General features: G+C 69.8%; 16 protein-coding genes, 1 pseudogene and 1 riboswitch (1 of these 18 only partly in view). Of the genes and pseudogenes, 5 read left to right on the plus strand and 12 right to left on the minus strand.

The features are described from left to right. Positions 1–7 precede the first annotated feature (7 nt). From E6G06_01080 to E6G06_01125, 10 genes are all read right to left on the minus strand, one after another. Complete coding sequence (locus E6G06_01080; GenBank protein TML93693.1) at positions 8–1441, minus strand: hypothetical protein; 1434 nt, start codon at positions 1439–1441, stop codon at positions 8–10. Between the two features lie 44 nt (positions 1442–1485). Next, positions 1486–2673, minus strand: coding sequence for an FAD-binding protein (locus E6G06_01085; protein TML93694.1), 1188 nt, complete (start codon positions 2671–2673; stop codon positions 1486–1488). Further along, a complete protein-coding gene (locus tag E6G06_01090; GenBank protein ID TML93695.1) occupies positions 2673–2963 on the minus strand; it encodes a hypothetical protein in 291 nt (96 codons plus the stop codon). Before E6G06_01090 ends, E6G06_01085 begins: the two co-directional genes overlap by 1 nt. A gap of 127 nt (positions 2964–3090) precedes the next feature. Then, positions 3091–3345 (minus strand): hypothetical protein, encoded by a 255-nt coding sequence (locus E6G06_01095; protein ID TML93696.1) that lies wholly within the window; start codon positions 3343–3345, stop codon positions 3091–3093. 53 nt (positions 3346–3398) lie between these two features. Further along, positions 3399–4073, minus strand: a complete 675-nt coding sequence (locus E6G06_01100) for a hypothetical protein (protein TML93697.1) — start codon at positions 4071–4073, stop codon at positions 3399–3401. Then, a complete protein-coding gene (locus E6G06_01105) occupies positions 4070–4402 on the minus strand; it encodes a hypothetical protein (GenBank protein TML93698.1) in 333 nt (110 codons plus the stop codon). Before E6G06_01105 ends, E6G06_01100 begins: the two co-directional genes overlap by 4 nt. Next, a complete protein-coding gene (locus E6G06_01110) occupies positions 4399–4896 on the minus strand; it encodes a hypothetical protein (protein ID TML93699.1) in 498 nt (165 codons plus the stop codon). The genes E6G06_01105 and E6G06_01110 overlap by 4 nt, the downstream gene beginning before the upstream one ends. Continuing rightward, positions 4893–6011 carry a polyprenyl synthetase family protein gene (locus tag E6G06_01115; GenBank protein TML93739.1) on the minus strand — a complete coding sequence of 373 codons (1119 nt, stop codon included), beginning with the start codon at positions 6009–6011 and terminating at the stop codon, positions 4893–4895. The genes E6G06_01110 and E6G06_01115 overlap by 4 nt, the downstream gene beginning before the upstream one ends. A 79-nt stretch (positions 6012–6090) precedes the next feature. Further along, entirely contained in the window at positions 6091–8484 is a 2394-nt protein-coding gene (locus E6G06_01120; GenBank protein ID TML93700.1) for an EAL domain-containing protein, read from the minus strand. Between the two features lie 2 nt (positions 8485–8486). Next, entirely contained in the window at positions 8487–8948 is a 462-nt protein-coding gene (locus E6G06_01125) for a hypothetical protein (protein TML93701.1), read from the minus strand. Positions 8949–9070: 122 nt separating this feature from the next. Then, a riboswitch (SAM riboswitch) is annotated at positions 9071–9184 on the plus strand. Here E6G06_01125 and E6G06_01130 point away from each other — a divergent pair. Continuing rightward, positions 9180–9395 carry a hypothetical protein gene (locus E6G06_01130; GenBank protein TML93702.1) on the plus strand — a complete coding sequence of 72 codons (216 nt, stop codon included), beginning with the start codon at positions 9180–9182 and terminating at the stop codon, positions 9393–9395. Its footprint overlaps the riboswitch before it by 5 nt. Positions 9396–9438: 43 nt before the next feature. Continuing rightward, a complete protein-coding gene (locus tag E6G06_01135) occupies positions 9439–10224 on the plus strand; it encodes a class I SAM-dependent methyltransferase (protein ID TML93703.1) in 786 nt (261 codons plus the stop codon). Positions 10225–10252: 28 nt separating this feature from the next. On the opposite strand, the gene E6G06_01140 is transcribed toward E6G06_01135, so the two are convergent. Then, positions 10253–12667: an FtsX-like permease family protein gene (locus tag E6G06_01140; GenBank protein TML93704.1), complete on the minus strand. Its 2415-nt coding sequence runs from the start codon at positions 12665–12667 to the stop codon at positions 10253–10255. 201 nt (positions 12668–12868) lie between these two features. Between E6G06_01140 and E6G06_01145 the strand changes: the two genes are divergently transcribed. Beyond that, complete coding sequence (locus E6G06_01145; protein TML93705.1) at positions 12869–14470, plus strand: DUF2156 domain-containing protein; 1602 nt, start codon at positions 12869–12871, stop codon at positions 14468–14470. On the opposite strand, the gene E6G06_01150 is transcribed toward E6G06_01145, so the two are convergent. After that, entirely contained in the window at positions 14464–15363 is a 900-nt protein-coding gene (locus E6G06_01150; protein ID TML93706.1) for a hypothetical protein, read from the minus strand. The two genes, E6G06_01145 and E6G06_01150, sit on opposite strands and share 7 nt — an antisense overlap. An 84-nt stretch (positions 15364–15447) precedes the next feature. On the opposite strand from E6G06_01150, the gene E6G06_01155 reads away from it, so the two are divergent. Both E6G06_01155 and E6G06_01160 read left to right on the plus strand, forming a co-directional pair. Continuing rightward, positions 15448–16212: an alpha/beta hydrolase gene (locus E6G06_01155; protein TML93707.1), complete on the plus strand. Its 765-nt coding sequence runs from the start codon at positions 15448–15450 to the stop codon at positions 16210–16212. A gap of 108 nt (positions 16213–16320) precedes the next feature. Beyond that, a pseudogene (locus E6G06_01160) lies at positions 16321–16908 on the plus strand (TIGR03621 family F420-dependent LLM class oxidoreductase) (it continues 1137 nt past the right edge of the window).

The following is a 16908-nucleotide window of genomic DNA, read 5'->3' on the forward strand; positions in this document are numbered from 1 at the left end:
GGGCAACCTACCGCCGCCGGCGTAGATGCGGGGGAAGGTACTTCAGCGGTTGGTCGAGCAAAGCGTTTTGGTTCAGCGGATCGCCGAACGGATCGACCCCATAGATCCCGCCGCCACCCTGATCAGGGGGCCGGTCGACGAGGCCGATGCGGTCGAGCAGGTCGCGGTCTTGGGACGGCTGCGGAGCGCCCGGGCGCGGGCCGTCCGGGCGTGAGTCGACCTTCGACGCCGCGCAGGTGGACTCAACAAGCTTGCGCCACTGCCGCACCTGGTCGACGATCCACATGGCCGGCGCGTACGGGTCGACGGGCGGCCCATACCCGCCGAGGTTGGAGGCGACGGCCGAGGCGTTGTCGATCCCCCAGACGTGCCAGGGATGAGCGAGCCCGGCCCGGAAATAGTCCGAGTCGAGGGCGCGGGTGGGGCGGGCGTCGGCCGGCTCGCGGTTCTCGCAGTCGAAGATGAAGCAGAAGTCGCCGGCGGGCGTGGGCTGGCGGATGGGACTCGAGAGCTCTTGGTCGACGAATCCGAACGGCATCCGCCAGGACAAGCCCGGTAGGTCGCGTTCGTCATCCTTCTCCGACTGCTTATACACATAGTGGTCGAGGATCGCGTTGACTGCGTGGCGGCCCGATTCGCAGGCCGCCTCCATGCTCGTCATGCGGGTGAAGGTCTTGCACCACGTTCCGGCGAACACCAGCTTGTCGTGATGCACCTCATAACCGCCGTGGCCCGCCTGCCAGACGTGCAGGCGCTTCTGCATTTCGCGCATCGCTTCGTTTGGGACCACAGTGATGGACGTGCCCTGAGGGTTCCACGGGTAGGCGCCGGGCCGGTTCTTCCAGTCGCCGATGAGCGGGATGAGATATGGAGCGCGGTTGTAGCGCGGCGTCTCGTATTCTTCGAGCCCCTCGGCGTCGGTGGCTCGCGTATGGTCGTCTTTCGTCTTGAACACGATGAACTCGTCCACCGCGTACCAGATGGGTCGGGGAAGCTGTCTGGCCACAACGTCGTGGCCGAACGTGTCCAGGAGCTCGACGGTGATCTGACGCCAAACCTCGAGGGCGATCTCCCTGCGGGTGCATTCGCGGGCGGGCTTCTCCACACAGGACGCCGTGTTCCAATCGCCGATGTCGACGGACATCACCGACACGTAGCCGTGCGTCTTCAGATTCGGCTTGTCGGTCCAGAACCCCGACTGGTTGATCGCGGACAGGCCCCACTCCGAATTTGAGTAGTACACGTGACCTCGGACGATCTGGAACTCCGTGTCGAAGAAGAACTGGATGCCCGACAGCGCTTGGAACCGGTCCCAGCCAACCGTGCCGAGCTGCTCGAACTTGAACGGATTACGGCGACCGATTCTGGCGCGATTCAGCGTACGCGGGTCTGCAGGTGGCTCACTCGTCGCCCACCCGTCGAGCCCGATGACCGTGCTCATCGCACGTACGGCACGCTTTCTCTCGATCTCCGTCGGCGCGTCCTTCACGAGCTCGCGTAGTCATGACCGTCGCGGAGGGGTCGGGTCGCGAGCTCCGCCCGGAACGCGTCGGTCGCCACGACGTAGTAATCGGGCGCGGGATCAAGCGGTTCAGCCTGATTCCGAGGGTCCTCGTCGGAGTCTTCCCGCGGGTCGAGCCTCAGATCGTGATCGAGCCAGTCGGGGGAGCTGGAAGCCACCCAGGCAGTGAGGACCCCGTCCTCGAGTGTGAAGCCCCGGAGCATCTTCGCCTCGAAGTCGACGCCGAGCTTCCTCAGGTGCACGTACCAGTCGTCGAACCATGCGTCGGTGGTCGGCCCGTTGAGCACGCCGTCGGCCTTGCTGTCGTAGCGGTCGAGTGCCATGTTGAGCTGGACGTAGGTGCTGATGTTGGTCCGGGCATCGCCGAAGCGGGAGTCGAAGCCGGCGAGGATCTTGGGCATATTGAGGATCTGTCGCGCGAACGCGGGGCTGTAGCGGTAGCGCTGGACACCCGTGTCCGGGTCGACCCCGACGAAGAACTCGTAGGCCGACACGTCTTCGAGCTCCTTGGCACGACGCTCGGGCGACGTCACCAAGAACCGCAGGATCCGACCGAGGAACGTCGAGATGTCGCTCTGGGTGAAGCCGAGTTGGCGGATCTCGTTGAACACGCCGTGGAGCTCGGCAATCGATCGCGGCGTCTCGCGGGGAAGCACGAGCGAGGGCAGGCCATCGAGTGCGGTCACCGCCTGCGTGATCACCCGTTGCACGTTGTCGTACACCGTGCGCGGGGTCACCTTCGCGGTCGCGACGTCATGGCGCTGGTCGTAGACGGGAATGCGCTGAAGCATGTCCCAGAGGTGGAGGTAGTACGCGGGGAAGAAGCGGAAGCCGTGTTCGCCGATCGCACCCGTCGGCGCATCGGCCGAGCTTTCCGTCCCGTCCGGCCTCGGGGAGGGACGGAGGGTCGGGTACTGGGTCGCGGCCATGCCGCCGATCCGAACGACGAGCCCGTCGGGCTTGCCCAAGCTGCGTGGATCCAGCGTCGGCTCGTAGACCCGCACCCCGAACCCTCGCTCCGCGAGCTCGTGCGCGGCGGTCAGCCCGGCGATTCCAGCGCCGAACACCGCAACGGTCGGAGGATGCTCACTACTGGCCGGTGTAGGGACGAATCGGTCGCCGGAGTCGCTCGAGGACTGCGCTGCGGGCATCACGCCACCCTTTCATTCTGAAACTCGTCGTAGAGCTGAGCGACCTCGTCGCAGCGGACCGCGCCGTGCACGAACGCCTCGAGCGCCTCGAGCAGGGTCACGAGGTCGGCGAGCCGACCCTCGACGCGCACCTCGTCGGCGCACACGGCGTCGGCCAGCGTGCGCCGGCCCGCGAGGACCGATCGCACCGCGGCACGCGTCGTGCGCACACACACGCTCGCCTCTCCGTGCGGAGAGTGCACGCGGGGAATGCCCTTCTCCACTCGCACATCGAAGACCTCACCGTCCACGGAAAGGCGAACCGTCGATTCGCCGAGCCGCCGCGCCATCTCCGCGTGAGCACGAGGACAGGCCCCTCGCAGCACTTCGAACGCACGCTCCAGAAGCGTCGCGATCGGAGCTGTCGTCCGGCCGTCGTCAACCAAGGAACTCGAAGACACCTGATCCCTCGAGGTCGAGCGCCCGACCGCCGATCTCCCCCGCCGCACGCACCGCGCCGCTCACCTCGTTGAGCACGACGACGCCGAGGTCGTCGTGCTCGTCGGGCACGACGATGCGCACGTAGTGATCCGGCTCGAAGCGCAGTTGCACCTGATCGCCGTCCTGATGGCCGCGGATCCTCACAGCCGCGGGCAGGTCGCTCGCCAAGCCCGGCCGCAGCACACGCATCACGGTCGGCAGCGTGAGGGCAGGCGGGCGGCGAAGCAACCCATCGTGCGCAACGGTCACTGCGGCGTCACGCCACATCGCGGCGGCCGGAACCGGTCGGTCATGCACATGAAGACGATCGTCCATGGGTCGCTGGAGCACTCGGGTAGCACCGACCCCCAAACCCAGCCGAAGTCGTCGCCCCAACGAAAACGGCCCCAATTGTGGTCGTGGTACGCGGGCGCGGCGCGAAGACTCACGCGTGTGTCGCCGACCCAAACGTGACCGTGCGCCTCGAGCCGGGGCACGAACAACCAAGAGAGCCGCGAGCCGCGGGCGAGTGGCTGGTTGTTCACGACGAACGGGGTCGAGGCCGGCACGAGCCGGAGCCGGGCACGCAGACGGATCGCCGGAACCTCGACCACGAGCTCGTACGCGCCGTCGACGAGCTCGAGCGAGCACGGCCCGAGACGCGCCGCGACCCGTCCGGTACGCACCTCGCAGTCCTTGGGATCGAAGTTCTCAACGGTTCCCGAATAGTCGCCGTGACGCACGAGGACAATGACGCGCGGCACGGTCCGGGTCCCCTGGGGGCTTGTCCGGTCGGTGAGGCTGAAGTTGACGATGAGACGGAAACCCTGGTTGTGCACTACGAAGTGGTGCCACTCCTTGTAGGGCCCGGTCTCCCCGAGCGAACGTCGCGATCCGCGTAGGAAGTCGGTGCGATGGAGTACGTCCTCGGTAACGGTCACCGCAGTAGCCCTCCGAGCCGTTGCGGGAGGTCCGCGCCGACCTTCGCCTCGGAATCGCGCTCGCTGTGCGCGACGAGCGCTGGGCCGAACAGAGCAACGAGACGATCGTGCGTCGCGATCGCGCCCAGCAGCAGCGCGACGAACGCCTCGGGCTCCGGCCGCATACCCGCATCTGTGCTCGAGCTGTTCGCCGGCAGAGCGGCGTGTGCGAGCAGACCATCGGGCAGCAGCTTCCGGACGGCCGAGAGAGTGCCGATCGCGCCGAGCACCAGCGCAAGCGGAACGTGATCGTCCGCGTAGCGCGCTTCGAGCGCGCCGAGAGTTCTCACGCGAGTCCCCGGGGCCGGAGCGCGGTCACAATTCTGTCGACACCCCCGGTCGCGGTGACGTCGGCCAGCAGGTCGACCCATGCCGGTGGGATGCCACCCTCAACGTGCCCGTCGTCGAGCACGTTGAGCGTCGTCGCCTCCCAGATGCGCCGGAGCCGCTCCACCTCGGGCGCGTCGCGCAGCGCGTCGAGCCAGCGTCGTCCTTCGTCGGTTTCGGCGAAGCGCCGGCCTTCGCCGACAAGGAAGGATGTGATCGCGTGCGCGATGGCCGGCTGCTCGATCACGGCACGGCGCGCGCGAGAAAGGATCTCGACGAGCTGACGTTCGTCATCGGAGAAGTCGCCCGGCAGCGCTGGAGGTGGGTCCACGAACGGCATCGGCCCGACGGCACGCATGGCCGCGTTTCGCAATTGCTCCAGCTCGGCGACCAGCAGGCCGAGGACCCGAGGGTCGGCTCCTGGGCGGCCGTGGTCAGCAGCGGCGGCGGTTGTCATCGGCTCCGCTCGTGCACATAGCGCACCAGGCCCTCGATCACGGCGCGGTGGGGCGACGGCGACAGCCATTCGAGACCCTCGAGCCGCGTCGCGGCGGCCTCGGCGTGCCTGCGAGCCGCGCCGGCCGCGTAGTCGATCGAGCCCTGCCGGCGAACGAGATCGGACAACCACTGCACCTCCGCCAAGGTCTTCACCGTGGTTGGCCCGCCCCAGACCGCCTGCTCGAGCTCGGCGCGACCGACGGGCGTGAGCTGCTCGAGGCGCACGAGGTGGTCGAGGAGATCTTGAACCTGCGCGACCTTGTCGCTGGGTGGCCGCGGCCGGGACAGGATCTCCACTGCACGTCCGCGTTCGGAGGCGCTCGTGGTACGCAGCGCGTGCAGGAGGATCAGCGTGCGTTTGCCTTCCCACAGGTCGCCGCCGATCTCCTTGCCGTACTCCTGGGGATCGGCCCGCACGTTGAGCAGGTCGTCGGTGACCTGGAAGGCGACGCTCAGCTCGCGCCCGAAGGTTACCAGCTCGTTCACCTGTTCCTGGGAAGCACCCGCGGCGATCGCGCCGACCTGCATGGGCACGATGAAGCTGTACCAACCGGTCTTCTGCACGACCATGTCGACGTAGTCCGCGTCCTCCAGCTCCCAACGGTTGTGTCGAATCCAGTCGAGCTCGATCGCCTGGCCCTCCACCGACTCCTGGGTCATGTGGGCAACCGTCTCGAGGATCCGCAGCGCCGGACCGAGACCGACGACCTCCACGTTGTCGAGGAGCGGCTTGAGCGAGAGGCAGAACATCGCGTCGCCGACGTTCACCGCGATCGGGACGCCGTGCTCGACGTGGAGGGTGGGCCGGCCCCGCCGCATCATCGAGTCGTCCTCGACGTCGTCGTGCACGAGGAAGGCGTTGTGGTAGAGCTCGAGGGTGGCGGCCGTCGGCAACACCGCCTCGACGTCGCCGCCGAGCGCGCGGCACGTCGCGATCGCCAGCGTCGGCCGGAGCGCCTTCCCGTCGCGCAGCGGGTAGTCGAGGATGAGGCGGTAGAGCACGTCCCGGTGCTCGCTGCGGTGGTCGAAGAGCCGGCAGATCTCCTCGGTCACCAGACGGCGACAGTCCGCCATGTAGCCCTCGAGATCGCCGTTCTGCACCCCCCCTCGGGAGTCCACGGGCGTCAGCGTAGGTCGCGTCGCGTCTGCGTGCTCAGGTCACCTGCTGCGACATGTGCCGGGCGCCGGTGACGACCGCACCCGACTCGATGGCGCCCGGCTCGTCCCGATGGGTCACGAGCAAGCGGGTGACCTCGTCGGCCGGCGCGGGGCGGGCGAAGAAGTAGCCCTGCGCGAGGTCGCATCCGAGGTCGCGTGCCGACTCGAGCTGGCTCGAGCTCTCGATGCCTTCGGCGACGGCCACCATGCCCAGCGCGTGGGCGAGGCTGGCCACGTTGGCGGTGATCGTCGCGCTCTTCGCGTCGTGCTCCATGCCCTGGATGAACGACTGGTCGACCTTGATCACGTCGATCGGGAAGCGGCGCAGCTGCTTCAGCGACGAGAAGCCGGTCCCGAAGTCGTCGATGGCGATGCGAACACCGAGCGCGTGCAGCTCGTCCAGCTCGGCGCGTGTGCGTGTGCCGGCCGGCCCTTCGACGATGATGGCCGTCTCGGTCACCTCCAGGCCGAGGTGCTTCGCGGGTAGGCCGGCGGCCTCCAGGGTGCGTCGAACAAGCACGCTGATACCGCCCGTCGAGAGCTGCTTGCCCGACAGGTTCACCCAGACGACGAAGAGATCAGGGAGGAGGTCGAGATGACGCCATTGCGCAGCCTGCACGCACGCCTGCCGCAGCACGAGCTCACCGAGCGGCATGATCAGCCCGGTCGTCTCGGCGACGGGGATGAACTGATCGGGCATGACGACGCCTCGCGTCGGCGAGTTCCAGCGGACGAGTGCCTCGACGCCCACGATCGCGTGCGTGGCGAGATCGACCTCCGGCTGATAGTGAACCGCGAACTCGCCCAGCTGCAGCCCGCGCCGCAGCTCGTTCTCGAGCTCCAGCAGATCACCCTGCTCGTGTGTCATGTCAGCACGGAACACCTCACAGTGGCCGCCGCCACTTCGCTTTGCGGCGTACATCGCGACATCGGCGCGCCGCACGAGCTCCTCGCTGGCGCCGGGTCCGCCGGCATGCACGGCGATGCCGACGCTGGCGTCGAGCACGAGCTCGCGCGTCGCGACGGAGACCGGATCGCGAAGCCGTTCGAGCAACCGATGGGCGATCTCGAGGGCTATCACCTGGCCGGCGCCGTCGAGCAGCAGCGCGAACTCGTCCCCGCCCAGACGCGCGAGAGTGTCGCTGGGTCGTATGACCTCGCTGAACCGCTGCGCGAGCTGCTGGAGCAGGCCGTCACCGCTTCCGTGACCGAGGCTGTCGTTGACCTGCTTGAACCGGTCGAGATCGACGATTAGCACCGCCAGCGCGTCGTGCGATCGCTCGGATCGGGCGAGCGCCTGGTCGAGCCGGTCGTGAAACAGCGCGCGGTTGGCAAGTCCTGTCAGACCGTCGTGAAACGCCTGGTGGCTCAACTCCTGCTCGAGTCGAACCCGCTCGGTGATGTCGCGCGCGTTGAACACGACACCGCGGAGCTGCCGGTCGGCGCGCAGGTCGGTGACATGGGCCTCGAGGTGCCGCCATTCCCCGAATCGGTCCTCGACCAGGAACTCGATCTCACCCGGTTCCCCACCGACCGATGCGGCTTCCACCAGCGCCCGATCGTCGGGGTGCACGGAGCGCATGAACCCGGGACCGAGCACACGCCTCTCGGGTTGGCCGACCATAGCCGTGACCGACCGGCTCGCATAACGGCATTCGCCCTGGCGGAAAACGAGCACGAGGTCGGTGGACGACGTGACGAGGCTCCGGAAGTGGGCTGTCTGCCGCCGCGTTGCCGCGATCAGGCCCCACCCGAGAAGCACGGAGACGAAGACTCCCGCGATGCCCAGGGCGACCTGGAGCTTGATCAGGTCGCCGACATTCCGGTCCGTACGGACGGCGATGGTCCGGGCCGCGTTCAACGACACGTTCGACGTAAGAGCGGCGAGCACGCGCAACCGGCTGACCGGATCCGTGACCGTGACGTTCTCGTGCGCCGTCTGGGATACCGCCTCGACCGGACGTCGAGCGAGCAAGGCGCTTCCGGTCGCGGTCAGATCGGCGACGAGCCGGCGCTCCTGCGACAGCTGGGCACGAACCACCGATCCGCGGGCCGGCTCGACGACGATCTCGTCGTCGTCTCCGTTGACCGCCGGTGCGGTTCCTCCGTCCAGCAGCGAGCGCGCGCTCTCGCGCAGCAACGACGCCAGATACTCAGGATCGGACTGGATGCCGGCGCGCGTGAGGAGCACCTCCTGCACGTAGCGCTCCGCGAGCGTCCGCTGTCTGGCGGCCACCTGTACGACCGCCGCTCGATGTTGGGAACGCTGGGTTGCGCCGATCGACATCCCGACGCTCGTCGCCGAGAACAAGGCGAACGTCGCGAGTATCGCGACGACCGTGCGCCGGCCGCGCGCCGCAAACGGTCGGATTGCCATCCCCCGCGACATCGCTACGACACCACCAGCTGGGTGTGCATGCCACCGAGGTAATGGCCGGCCATGTTGCAGAACAGCTCGTAGCGGCCCGGAGCCAATCGGAGCCGGAGCTGGCGGAGGCTGCCCGGCGCGCCCGGCTCGAGCCCCCCGATCTTCGCCGCTTCGAGCGCGTCCTCATCGATCGTGACACCGTCGACCCGGAGCGGCAGCGCCGCGCCCCGTGCCCGCACCACGATGAACTCGTGCTGCTCGGGACCGCGATTCCTCACCGACAGCACGACATCACCCGCCGCCACGCGCGCGGGTGTGGCCGATATCCGGAAGTCGCGCTCGGTCACACGCACCGTGCTCCCGCCGGCTCGAGCCTGCGACTGTCCCGACGAGCAGGCCGCGAGGATCGACAACGCGCCCGCGACGACGACTGGGTAGCTCAGGGCGCGCCACGACCTGCGGCGAACGGCGCTCGATCGTCCCACTCGTCGGTCATCGGCCCCTCGGAGTCGAACTTGAGGGCTCGGGCCCGCTGAGCAGGGCTTTTGCCCGCCATCGCGATCGAAAAAGCCACGGCGGACAATCACCGTCGCTCGTAGTCTGGACACGCTCATCCAGAGCGGCCCGAGGGACCTGGCCCTGCGACGGCCCGGCAACCGACCGAGACGGCACGGTGCCACCGCCTGACAGACTCTCGAACGTGTCGCGTCTGCGACGTGCGTGGCATCGTGCACCTCGACAGAGATCCGGCGGAGGGCCCCACCCTCAACCCGGTCGTCGAGTGCCCGGTGTGCGGGAGAACGTGGATCGCGGCGGGGACGCAGCATCTGCTGAAGATCTCGGCCGACAGCTCCCCCGAGGAGGTGGAGGCGAGCATCCAGGCCATGGTGGAGCAGATGCGTGAAAGCTGGACCAAGGACGAGGACGACTAGTGGGTGCGAACGCGAGCGTGCAACTGCCGCGTCGTTGGGCCTGATGCGGGCGGGTGAGGCTTCGGAGACGGCCCGGCGGGTCGCAGCCCACCGATTGACGTTCGATCGCGTCCCCGTCGCTTACGGTGACCCGGCGGGCGACGAGCGGCTGGCGCGCGACGTCGCCGGCTCCGCGACCGTCCGATCGGCCGAGTCGATGGTCGCCTATCTCGCGGCACGCACGTTTTTCTTCGATCGTGCGGTCGTCGCCGCCCTCGACCGAGGGGTGACGCAGGTGGTGATCGCGGCGGCCGGGTACGACGGACGGGCGCTGCGCTATTCGAAGCCCGGCGTGCGCTGGTTCGAGGTCGATCACCCCGACACCCAGCGCGACAAGCGGGAGCGACTGGCGCGGCTCGGAATCGACGTCGGCGCCATCACGTTCGTGCCGGCCGACTTCGGCGTCGACGAGGTCGGGGCGCTGATGGTCGGCGCCGGGTACCAGACCCAGGTGCCCTCGCTGTTGCTCTGTGAGGGTGTCGCCATCTACCTCGAGCGAGCGGTTCTCGAATCACTGCTACGCCACCTGCGCCAGATCGCGTGTTCTGGGAGCCGGCTCGCAATCAGCCTCTCGGTCACCTCGAGCTCGGCTGCCCAGTCGGTTCGACGGAAGGCGTTCCGGGCCGCCGTCGCGGCCATGGGCGAGCCGACTCGTACCGTGCTGAGCAGCGAGGACGTCGACGCCCTCCTCGCGACGACGGGTTGGCAGGTGGTGCCGTCGACGAACAGCGCGGACACGCGAGCGCGACGCGCCCGCCTCGCGGGCCTTCTCCTTCTCCAGCCGAGCTGAAGCGGTCGGGCTGGTCGGTCAGCGGCGCTCACTCATCACGCAGCACGGTCGCGGGCCGCAGGCGACCGGCGACGAGGCCAGGCGCGACCGCCACCGCGTTGGCGATCGCGATGGCCACGGGCACAGCCACGAGCGCGGCGAGGACGGGAACGCGCGCATCGGATGCCGCGCCGAGGCGGCCCGCGAACACCTGCCACGTCCAGCGCCCGGCCGCCACACCGAGAGGAAGCCCGACGAGGAGCGCCAGGCCGACCAGGGTGGTGGCCTGCCACGCCACGGCCGCGAACACCTGGCTCCGCACGAAGCCGAGCGCCTTGAGCACTGCGAGGTCGCGCCGGCGGCGGCGAATCGAGGTCAGGAGCAGATGGGCGACCGTGGCCATCGCCAGCAGCGCCAGCACCGTGGCCAGGGCGAGAGGTGTCGCCTGGATGCGCGAGTAGTTGAGGACGTCGACGGGACGCTGCGCGACGTTCACGCCGCACGCCTGGTCCTGCGGGCAGATGCCGGCGCGGGCGAGGGCGCGCCGGAACGCGGCAACCGCCGTGGTGTGATCGACTCCCGTCGTGATCCGGACGAGCACGAAGTTGAAGCCACCCGGGTCCGGCGCCGGGTCTTGGATCGCGGCCCCCTCGCCCAGCCCCGCCGGGGTGAAGCTGCCACGGCCGAAGAACGGGAAGACTGCTCGCCCGACGATGCGCATCGGCCGGGCCGCGCTCTCTCCCTGTGGGGTGACGGCGATCGTCTCGCCGACCTTGCGATGGACGGCCTGCAGGGTCTTGGTGCCGAGCACGATCTCACCCGGTCGCGCCGCGGGCCTACCGGCGAGCAACACCGGCCACATCTCGGTTCCGCGTCCCGCAGCCAACCCGATCGTGGGCACGTCGTGGCCGGCGATCGTGACGTCGCCATGATCGCCGAACGTCCACCCCGCGACGGCTCGCTGGCTTCGGAGGAAGGCCTCGGTCTCGCGTGGTGGGAGCTGACCGAACTGGGTGTCGACCGCGAGGTCCCACGTCTGGCCGTAGAGCCGCGGCGTGTCGACGAAGCGGACCAGGTTCGTGCCGAACGTGAAGGCGGCGGCCACCGCGACGATGGCGAGGATGGTGCCGGCAAGGGCGCTGCGCACGGGCACGGCTGTGCGGCCGCGGCCCGGTTCCAGCGCGAAGCGCACCCCCATCGCGGCGCCGACAGGAGCGCCCGCGCGCGTTGCCGCCTCGAGCACGCGCGAGGGACGATCGGCGCCGGCGGCCTCGAGAGCTCCCTGCGCGCCGGCGGGTGCCGACGCCAGCCGCCATACCGGCCAGGCGACCCGGGCGTACACCACGACGACCACCGCGATGGCGCCGAGGCCGAGGACGGCCCAGTTCGCGCTGAACCCTGGATGGGGCTCGGCGACGCGGGCGGGGCCGATGGGCATCAAGGGTGAGGCCAGGGCGGCCACCGCGACGGCCAGCAGCGTCCCCGCCGCGGTCACGACCCCCACCTCGGCCAGCCCGAGAGCGACGAGCTGCTTGCGGTCCATGCCGAGCGCCCGCAGGGTGGGATTCTCGGTGGCGGCCACGAACAGCTGTCGGGACAGGATCTGGCCGATCACGATAAGGGCCGTCACCGCCGCCAGCACGGAGAAGATGAGGAGGGCTGCCGCCTGGGGCCGGATGGCGTGCTCGACCTTCGCCGCCTGCTCGTGCTCGTCCGCGACGAACAACGGCGTACCGGTTTCGGGAAACCCGCGGGCCAGGGCGTCCGCCCGCTGCGCGAACACGATCCTCGAGGCTCCCGGCCGCAGGCGGACGAAGCCGCCGTCGTACGCGTTGTAGCGGGAATCGAGCTGGCGCAACAGCGCGGGGGTGACGAAGAGCGTGGGCTGGGATGCAAGCGCGTTCACAGGCACGACGTTGTCGCGGAACACCCCGACGCCGACGATCCTGAACGTGAACGTCCGCGCGAGCGCGCGGTCGAAGCCGGTGGCCGAGGAAGGCGCGGCCACGATGCGGAGCCGACTCCCTGCGTGCAGGTCGAGCGTAGAAGCGAGGCCGCGGTCCGCGACGGCCTCGTCGGCCCGGTCGGACCGAGGCACTCGCCCCTCGGTGAGCTTGGGACGCTCGATCGCCGTGCCCAGGCGCCCATCGGTGCTGCCGAGCAGCTGGACGTGCGCTCGCCGGTGCTCTGGCGCGAACGCGTCGACCCCCACGGCAGGCGCGATGGCCGCGACCTGGGGCAGCTCTGCCACCGCGCCATAGAGACGGGGCAGCCCGGTTTGGGCGGGCGAGATGACGACGTCGGAGGCCCTCGCGTAGCGGAGATAACGGCCGTAGGCCGTGTCGGTGCGACGGGCGCCGGCTGCAGTGGTGAGCACGGCGCCGCCGGCGACGCCGATGAGCATGGCGATCACGCCCCAGGCCCGCCACCGGGCGCGCAGCTCCACCCGAAGGCGCATGCTCACGGCACTCACATCCCCGATTGTCGCCTCCCCAGCGCCACCGCGAAACCCGTTCGGCGCTTGCCGTCCGCGGTGCGCGGCGGCACTCTGTTGGCAGCCTGCGCCTGTCGACGCTCACGCCGAGACGGGCCTCGACTGGAGGGTTCACGCACGATGCCGGCGCGCCAGATGGTTGTTCGATCCTCCGTCGGCAGGCTGTCGGCGTTGCGTCGGCTCGGGCCCACGCTCCACGACGCGCGCGTGCGTGCAGTCGCGGTCGGGAGCGTCGGGGTGGGCGTCGTCGATGTACGGTCGGCGCTGACACCGGCCGGGGGCATGACGGTTTTCGCCGGAACGGCCTTCGCCCTTCTCGGCCGGGGCATGGTGCACGGCAGGCACGGCGCGCACCGGGCCCTCGTCGCGCTCCTGGCGGGCGGCTCCCTGGGCTGGATCCTCAGTCGCTCGCACCCCCGCGAAGCAGTGGCAGGCGCCGTGATGGTTGCGCTGTTGCTGCTCGCGCCTCCCGTGTTCATCCTCGACGCGAAACCCGAACGTCGGCGGTTGGTCGCGTCGTGGATCGTGGCCGTCGTGCTGATGGACGTCGCGATCGGTTGTGGAGCCCTGGTGCTCCTACGTCGCGTGGCGCCCGGCGTGGCGCTGCACGAGACCCTGGCGCGCCTCGTCGGTCTGTCCGGCCCGCTCGCGGCCCACGGCCGCCAGGGCTCGGTACCGGGCTCGGTCACGCTGCTCGGTGTGATCAGTCTCGCGGGGCTCCTGGTGTTCGCGCTCGCCCCGACCGCCGACGAGAGCGAACCTCAGGATGCCGAGCGGCAGCGGGCGCGATGGTTGGTGCGCGAGCACGCCGACGACAGCATCGATGGCTTCGCGCTCAGGCGCGACAAGCGCTACGTGCTCTCACGAGACGGCGCCGCCGTCATCGCGTACCGCTACCTTTTCGGCGTGGGCCTCGCCTCGGGTGACCCGGTCGGCCAGGCGTCGGCCTTCGACGACTGCCTGCGCGAGTTCCTGGTTCGGTGCCATGAGCACGGCTGGCGTCCGGTCGTGATGATGGCGGGTGCCGACTGCTTGGGCCTCTACGACCGGCTCGGCATGAAGGTGCTGTACCTCGGTGACGAGGTCGTGATCGACGTCAACACCTTCTCGCTCGGCGGAGGACGGATGCGGAACGTGCGCCAGGCCGTGAGCCGGTCGGCGAACGCGGGCGTCACCACGGATGTCGTTCGCGAGGGGGACCTGTCGCCCGAGCTCCGTCGCTCGCTCGCAGACGTCGCGGCGCGGTCGCGGGGCCGTCACCGCGAGTTGGGTTTCTCGATGGCGCTGGAGGAGCCCTTCTCGGCGGAGCATCCCGAGTGCCTTCTCGTGGTCTGCTGGAACCGGATGGGCGAGCCGATCGCGTTCCAGCGCTACGTGCCATGCAAGGGTGGGGAGTGCGTCTCCCTCGACGCCATGCGGCGCATCCCCGGCTCGCCGAACGGAGTCAACGAACGCATGATCGTCGAGATGGTTCGGTGGGCCGGCGCGCACGGGGTCACCGAGCTGTCCGTCAACTTCGTCGGCTTCCGGCGCGTCATCGCGGAGGGCGCTTCGCCTTCGGCCGCCCGATTCGTCGCCGGTCGGTTCCTCAGGATCGTGAACCCGTTCAAGGTCGCTTCTCTCTACCGTTTCAGCGCCAAGTTCCACCCGCGGTGGGTGCCCCGGTACCTGGCCTACCGGTCGCGCACAGATCTGCCCGCCATCGGCGTCGCCGCGATGACCGCCGAAGGGCTGCTTCCGCTCTCGCGGCCCGCCGCGGCCTCGAATCAGTGAGAGCTCACGCCGTTCGAGCGCGTCCGATCCGCGCCGTCGCCGACCTCGGCGCGCGCGAGCTCCCAGATGCCGGCGATGACAGCAACCAGGGCGACGGCGTGGACGGCGGCGCGACCGCGAGACAACGCGATGTGCTCGGCGAGCACGCTCGGCCCCAGCAGGACGGCAACGATCGGGTCGGCAATCGTCTGCGCGGGCAGGCTGGCGGCGAGCGACCCCATCTGGAACGAGAGCTGTCCCGTCGCCAACGCGGTCGCGCCCACGACGACGAGGCACACGACGGCGATGATGCCCGATGCACGGCCGAATGCGGCGAGGCCGCCTGCCTCCCACCGCAGGTCCACCGCGCGCAACAGCACAGCCGATAGGCCGAACCACGCGCCGCTCGTTCCTCCGAGCACCACGGCGCGCACCACAGCGGCGCGGTCGCGCGTGAGAAATACGGCCAGTCCCCCTGCCGCGAGGAACGCGGCCGAGAGAACGACGATGGTCGCCTCCGACGGTGACCTGCCCTCTCCGGGGTCACCGAGCAGCGCGAGGAACGTGCCGAGGCCGACGACGACCACCAACGCGGCACATGCGGCGCGCCACGTGGGCCGGGGCCCGCCCAGCGCGGCGCCGACCGGCAGAGCCACCAGCAGACCGAGGATCTGCAGCGGCTGGACGATCGTGACGGGACCGTTCGTCAGGCCGACGACGAGCAGGCCGAGGCCGAGCCCGTCCGCGCCGACACCGAGCAGCCACCGCGGATCGTGGAGCAGCCGGGCCAGCCCGCCCACCTCGACCCGTCCCCCACCCGTCTGCGCGAACGCAGATGCGTGTTGGACTGCCGAGGCCGTCCCGAAGGCGCCTGCCGCCCCAAGCGCGGCCGGCACGGCCACGACCAGACTCACCGCGCCAGCCTGCCAGCCCGGTGGACCCAGGGCCGGCCAACCGCGGTGTCCCGTCGTCGCGCCTGACGCCTACGGTCGTCGGTGATGCCGCGGCACGTCGTCCTTCTCCATGGTCAGCCGGGAAGCCGCGCTGACTGGGACGGCGTCGTGTCGCGATTTCCCGCTGAGCTTCGGCCCATCGTGCCCGACCGGCCCGGGTACGGCTCGAACCGACAGGCCGCAGGCGGCTTCATGACCAACGGCCGAGCCGTCATCGCCGACCTCGACGCCGCGGGCGTCGAGCGGGCCGTCGTCGTCGGTCACTCGTACGGGGGAGGCGCCGCGCTCGCGACCGCGTTGCTCGCACCTGAGCGGGTGGAGGCGCTCGTCCTCGTCGCCAGCGTGGGTCCGGGCTGCCTCACCGAATGGGACCGTCTCCTCGCCGCGCCCGTGGTCGGGCCGGTATCTGCAGTGGCGGCGTGGTGGCTCACGCCCGTGTTCGTCCGCGTGCTCCTGGCCCTCATCGAGAGGCGGCGCGGGCCGCGCGCCTCGAACGAGCTCGTGGGATGGGACGTGTGGGCGCACACCCGCCACGACCACGGCGCCCTGTGGCGCACGTTCCTCACCGAACAACGCGCGCTCGTGCGCGAGGTCGACCACCTCGTCTCCGACGCGAGCGTCATCCGCATGCCGACGCTCCTGCTCGCCGACCCGCGCGACAAGGTCGTTCCCATCCGTACCGCGCACGAGCTGTGCGCCTCGCTCCCGAACGCCCGCCTCGAGTTGGTCGCGCGGGTCGGCCACCACCTGCCCCGCCGGGCGCCCCAGGCGGTCGCGGAGGGCATCGTCGCGCTCGCCGCCTCCCTCTGAGCGGCGCCGGTTGACCCATCGGATGGGTTCCTCGAATCGCGCCATGCTGTGCCCGTGGTGCTGCACGCCGGTGACTTGATTCTGTGCTCCGGGACGTTGCCCCGGCGATTGACATTCTCTGATCGGTTGGAGGCCGCAGCCTCGGCCGGCTTCGCGGGGATCTCGATGTGGGGTCGCGACTACGCGTCCGCCCGTTCTGAAGGACACACCGACGCCGACATCTCGTCGATGCTCGACGATCGCGGGCTCGCCGTCGCCGAGCTCGACCCGGCGTGGTGGTGGCTTCCCGGCGCGCTCGAGAGCGGAATGGCCATCCCGGCCAAGTATGACGAGCAGCAGGTGTTCGGCTTCCGCGAGCGAGAGATGTTCCGTATCGCTGAAGTCGTGGGCGCCCGGTCGTTGAACGCCGTCGATGTGTTCGGTGGGAGCTGGGGCACAGATGATGCCGCCGAGGCGTTCGCCGTCTTGTGCGACCGAGCCGCCGAGCACGGGTTGCTCGTCCATCTCGAATCGCTCCCGTGGTCACGCGTGCCCGACGCCACGACGGCCTGGAAGATCGCGGAACGCGCCGGCCGGCCAAACGGCGGTATCGCGGTCGACGCCTGGCACTTCGCGAGAAGCGGCGGCAACCTCGACGAGTTGGCGGTCGTGCCGCCCGAGAGCGTGATGAGCATTCAGTTGGACGACGGTCCGGCA

This window comes from Actinomycetota bacterium (genome assembly GCA_005888325.1).
In the GTDB taxonomy this organism is placed as follows: Bacteria; Actinomycetota; Acidimicrobiia; order Acidimicrobiales; family AC-14; genus AC-14.

Excerpts from the sequence above, each read along its gene's own strand:
- E6G06_01080 (TML93693.1), bottom strand. The coding sequence starts at position 1,441 with ATGAGCACGGTCATCGGGCTCGACGGGTGGGCGACGAGTGAGCCACCT.
- E6G06_01085 (TML93694.1), bottom strand. The coding sequence starts at position 2,673 with ATGCCCGCAGCGCAGTCCTCGAGCGACTCCGGCGACCGATTCGTCCCT.
- E6G06_01110 (TML93699.1), bottom strand. The coding sequence starts at position 4,896 with ATGACAACCGCCGCCGCTGCTGACCACGGCCGCCCAGGAGCCGACCCT.
- E6G06_01115 (TML93739.1), bottom strand. The coding sequence starts at position 6,011 with ATGGCGGACTGTCGCCGTCTGGTGACCGAGGAGATCTGCCGGCTCTTC.
- E6G06_01120 (TML93700.1), bottom strand. The coding sequence starts at position 8,484 with ATGTCGCGGGGGATGGCAATCCGACCGTTTGCGGCGCGCGGCCGGCGC.
- E6G06_01135 (TML93703.1), top strand. The coding sequence starts at position 9,439 with ATGCGGGCGGGTGAGGCTTCGGAGACGGCCCGGCGGGTCGCAGCCCAC.
- E6G06_01155 (TML93707.1), top strand. The coding sequence starts at position 15,448 with ATGCCGCGGCACGTCGTCCTTCTCCATGGTCAGCCGGGAAGCCGCGCT.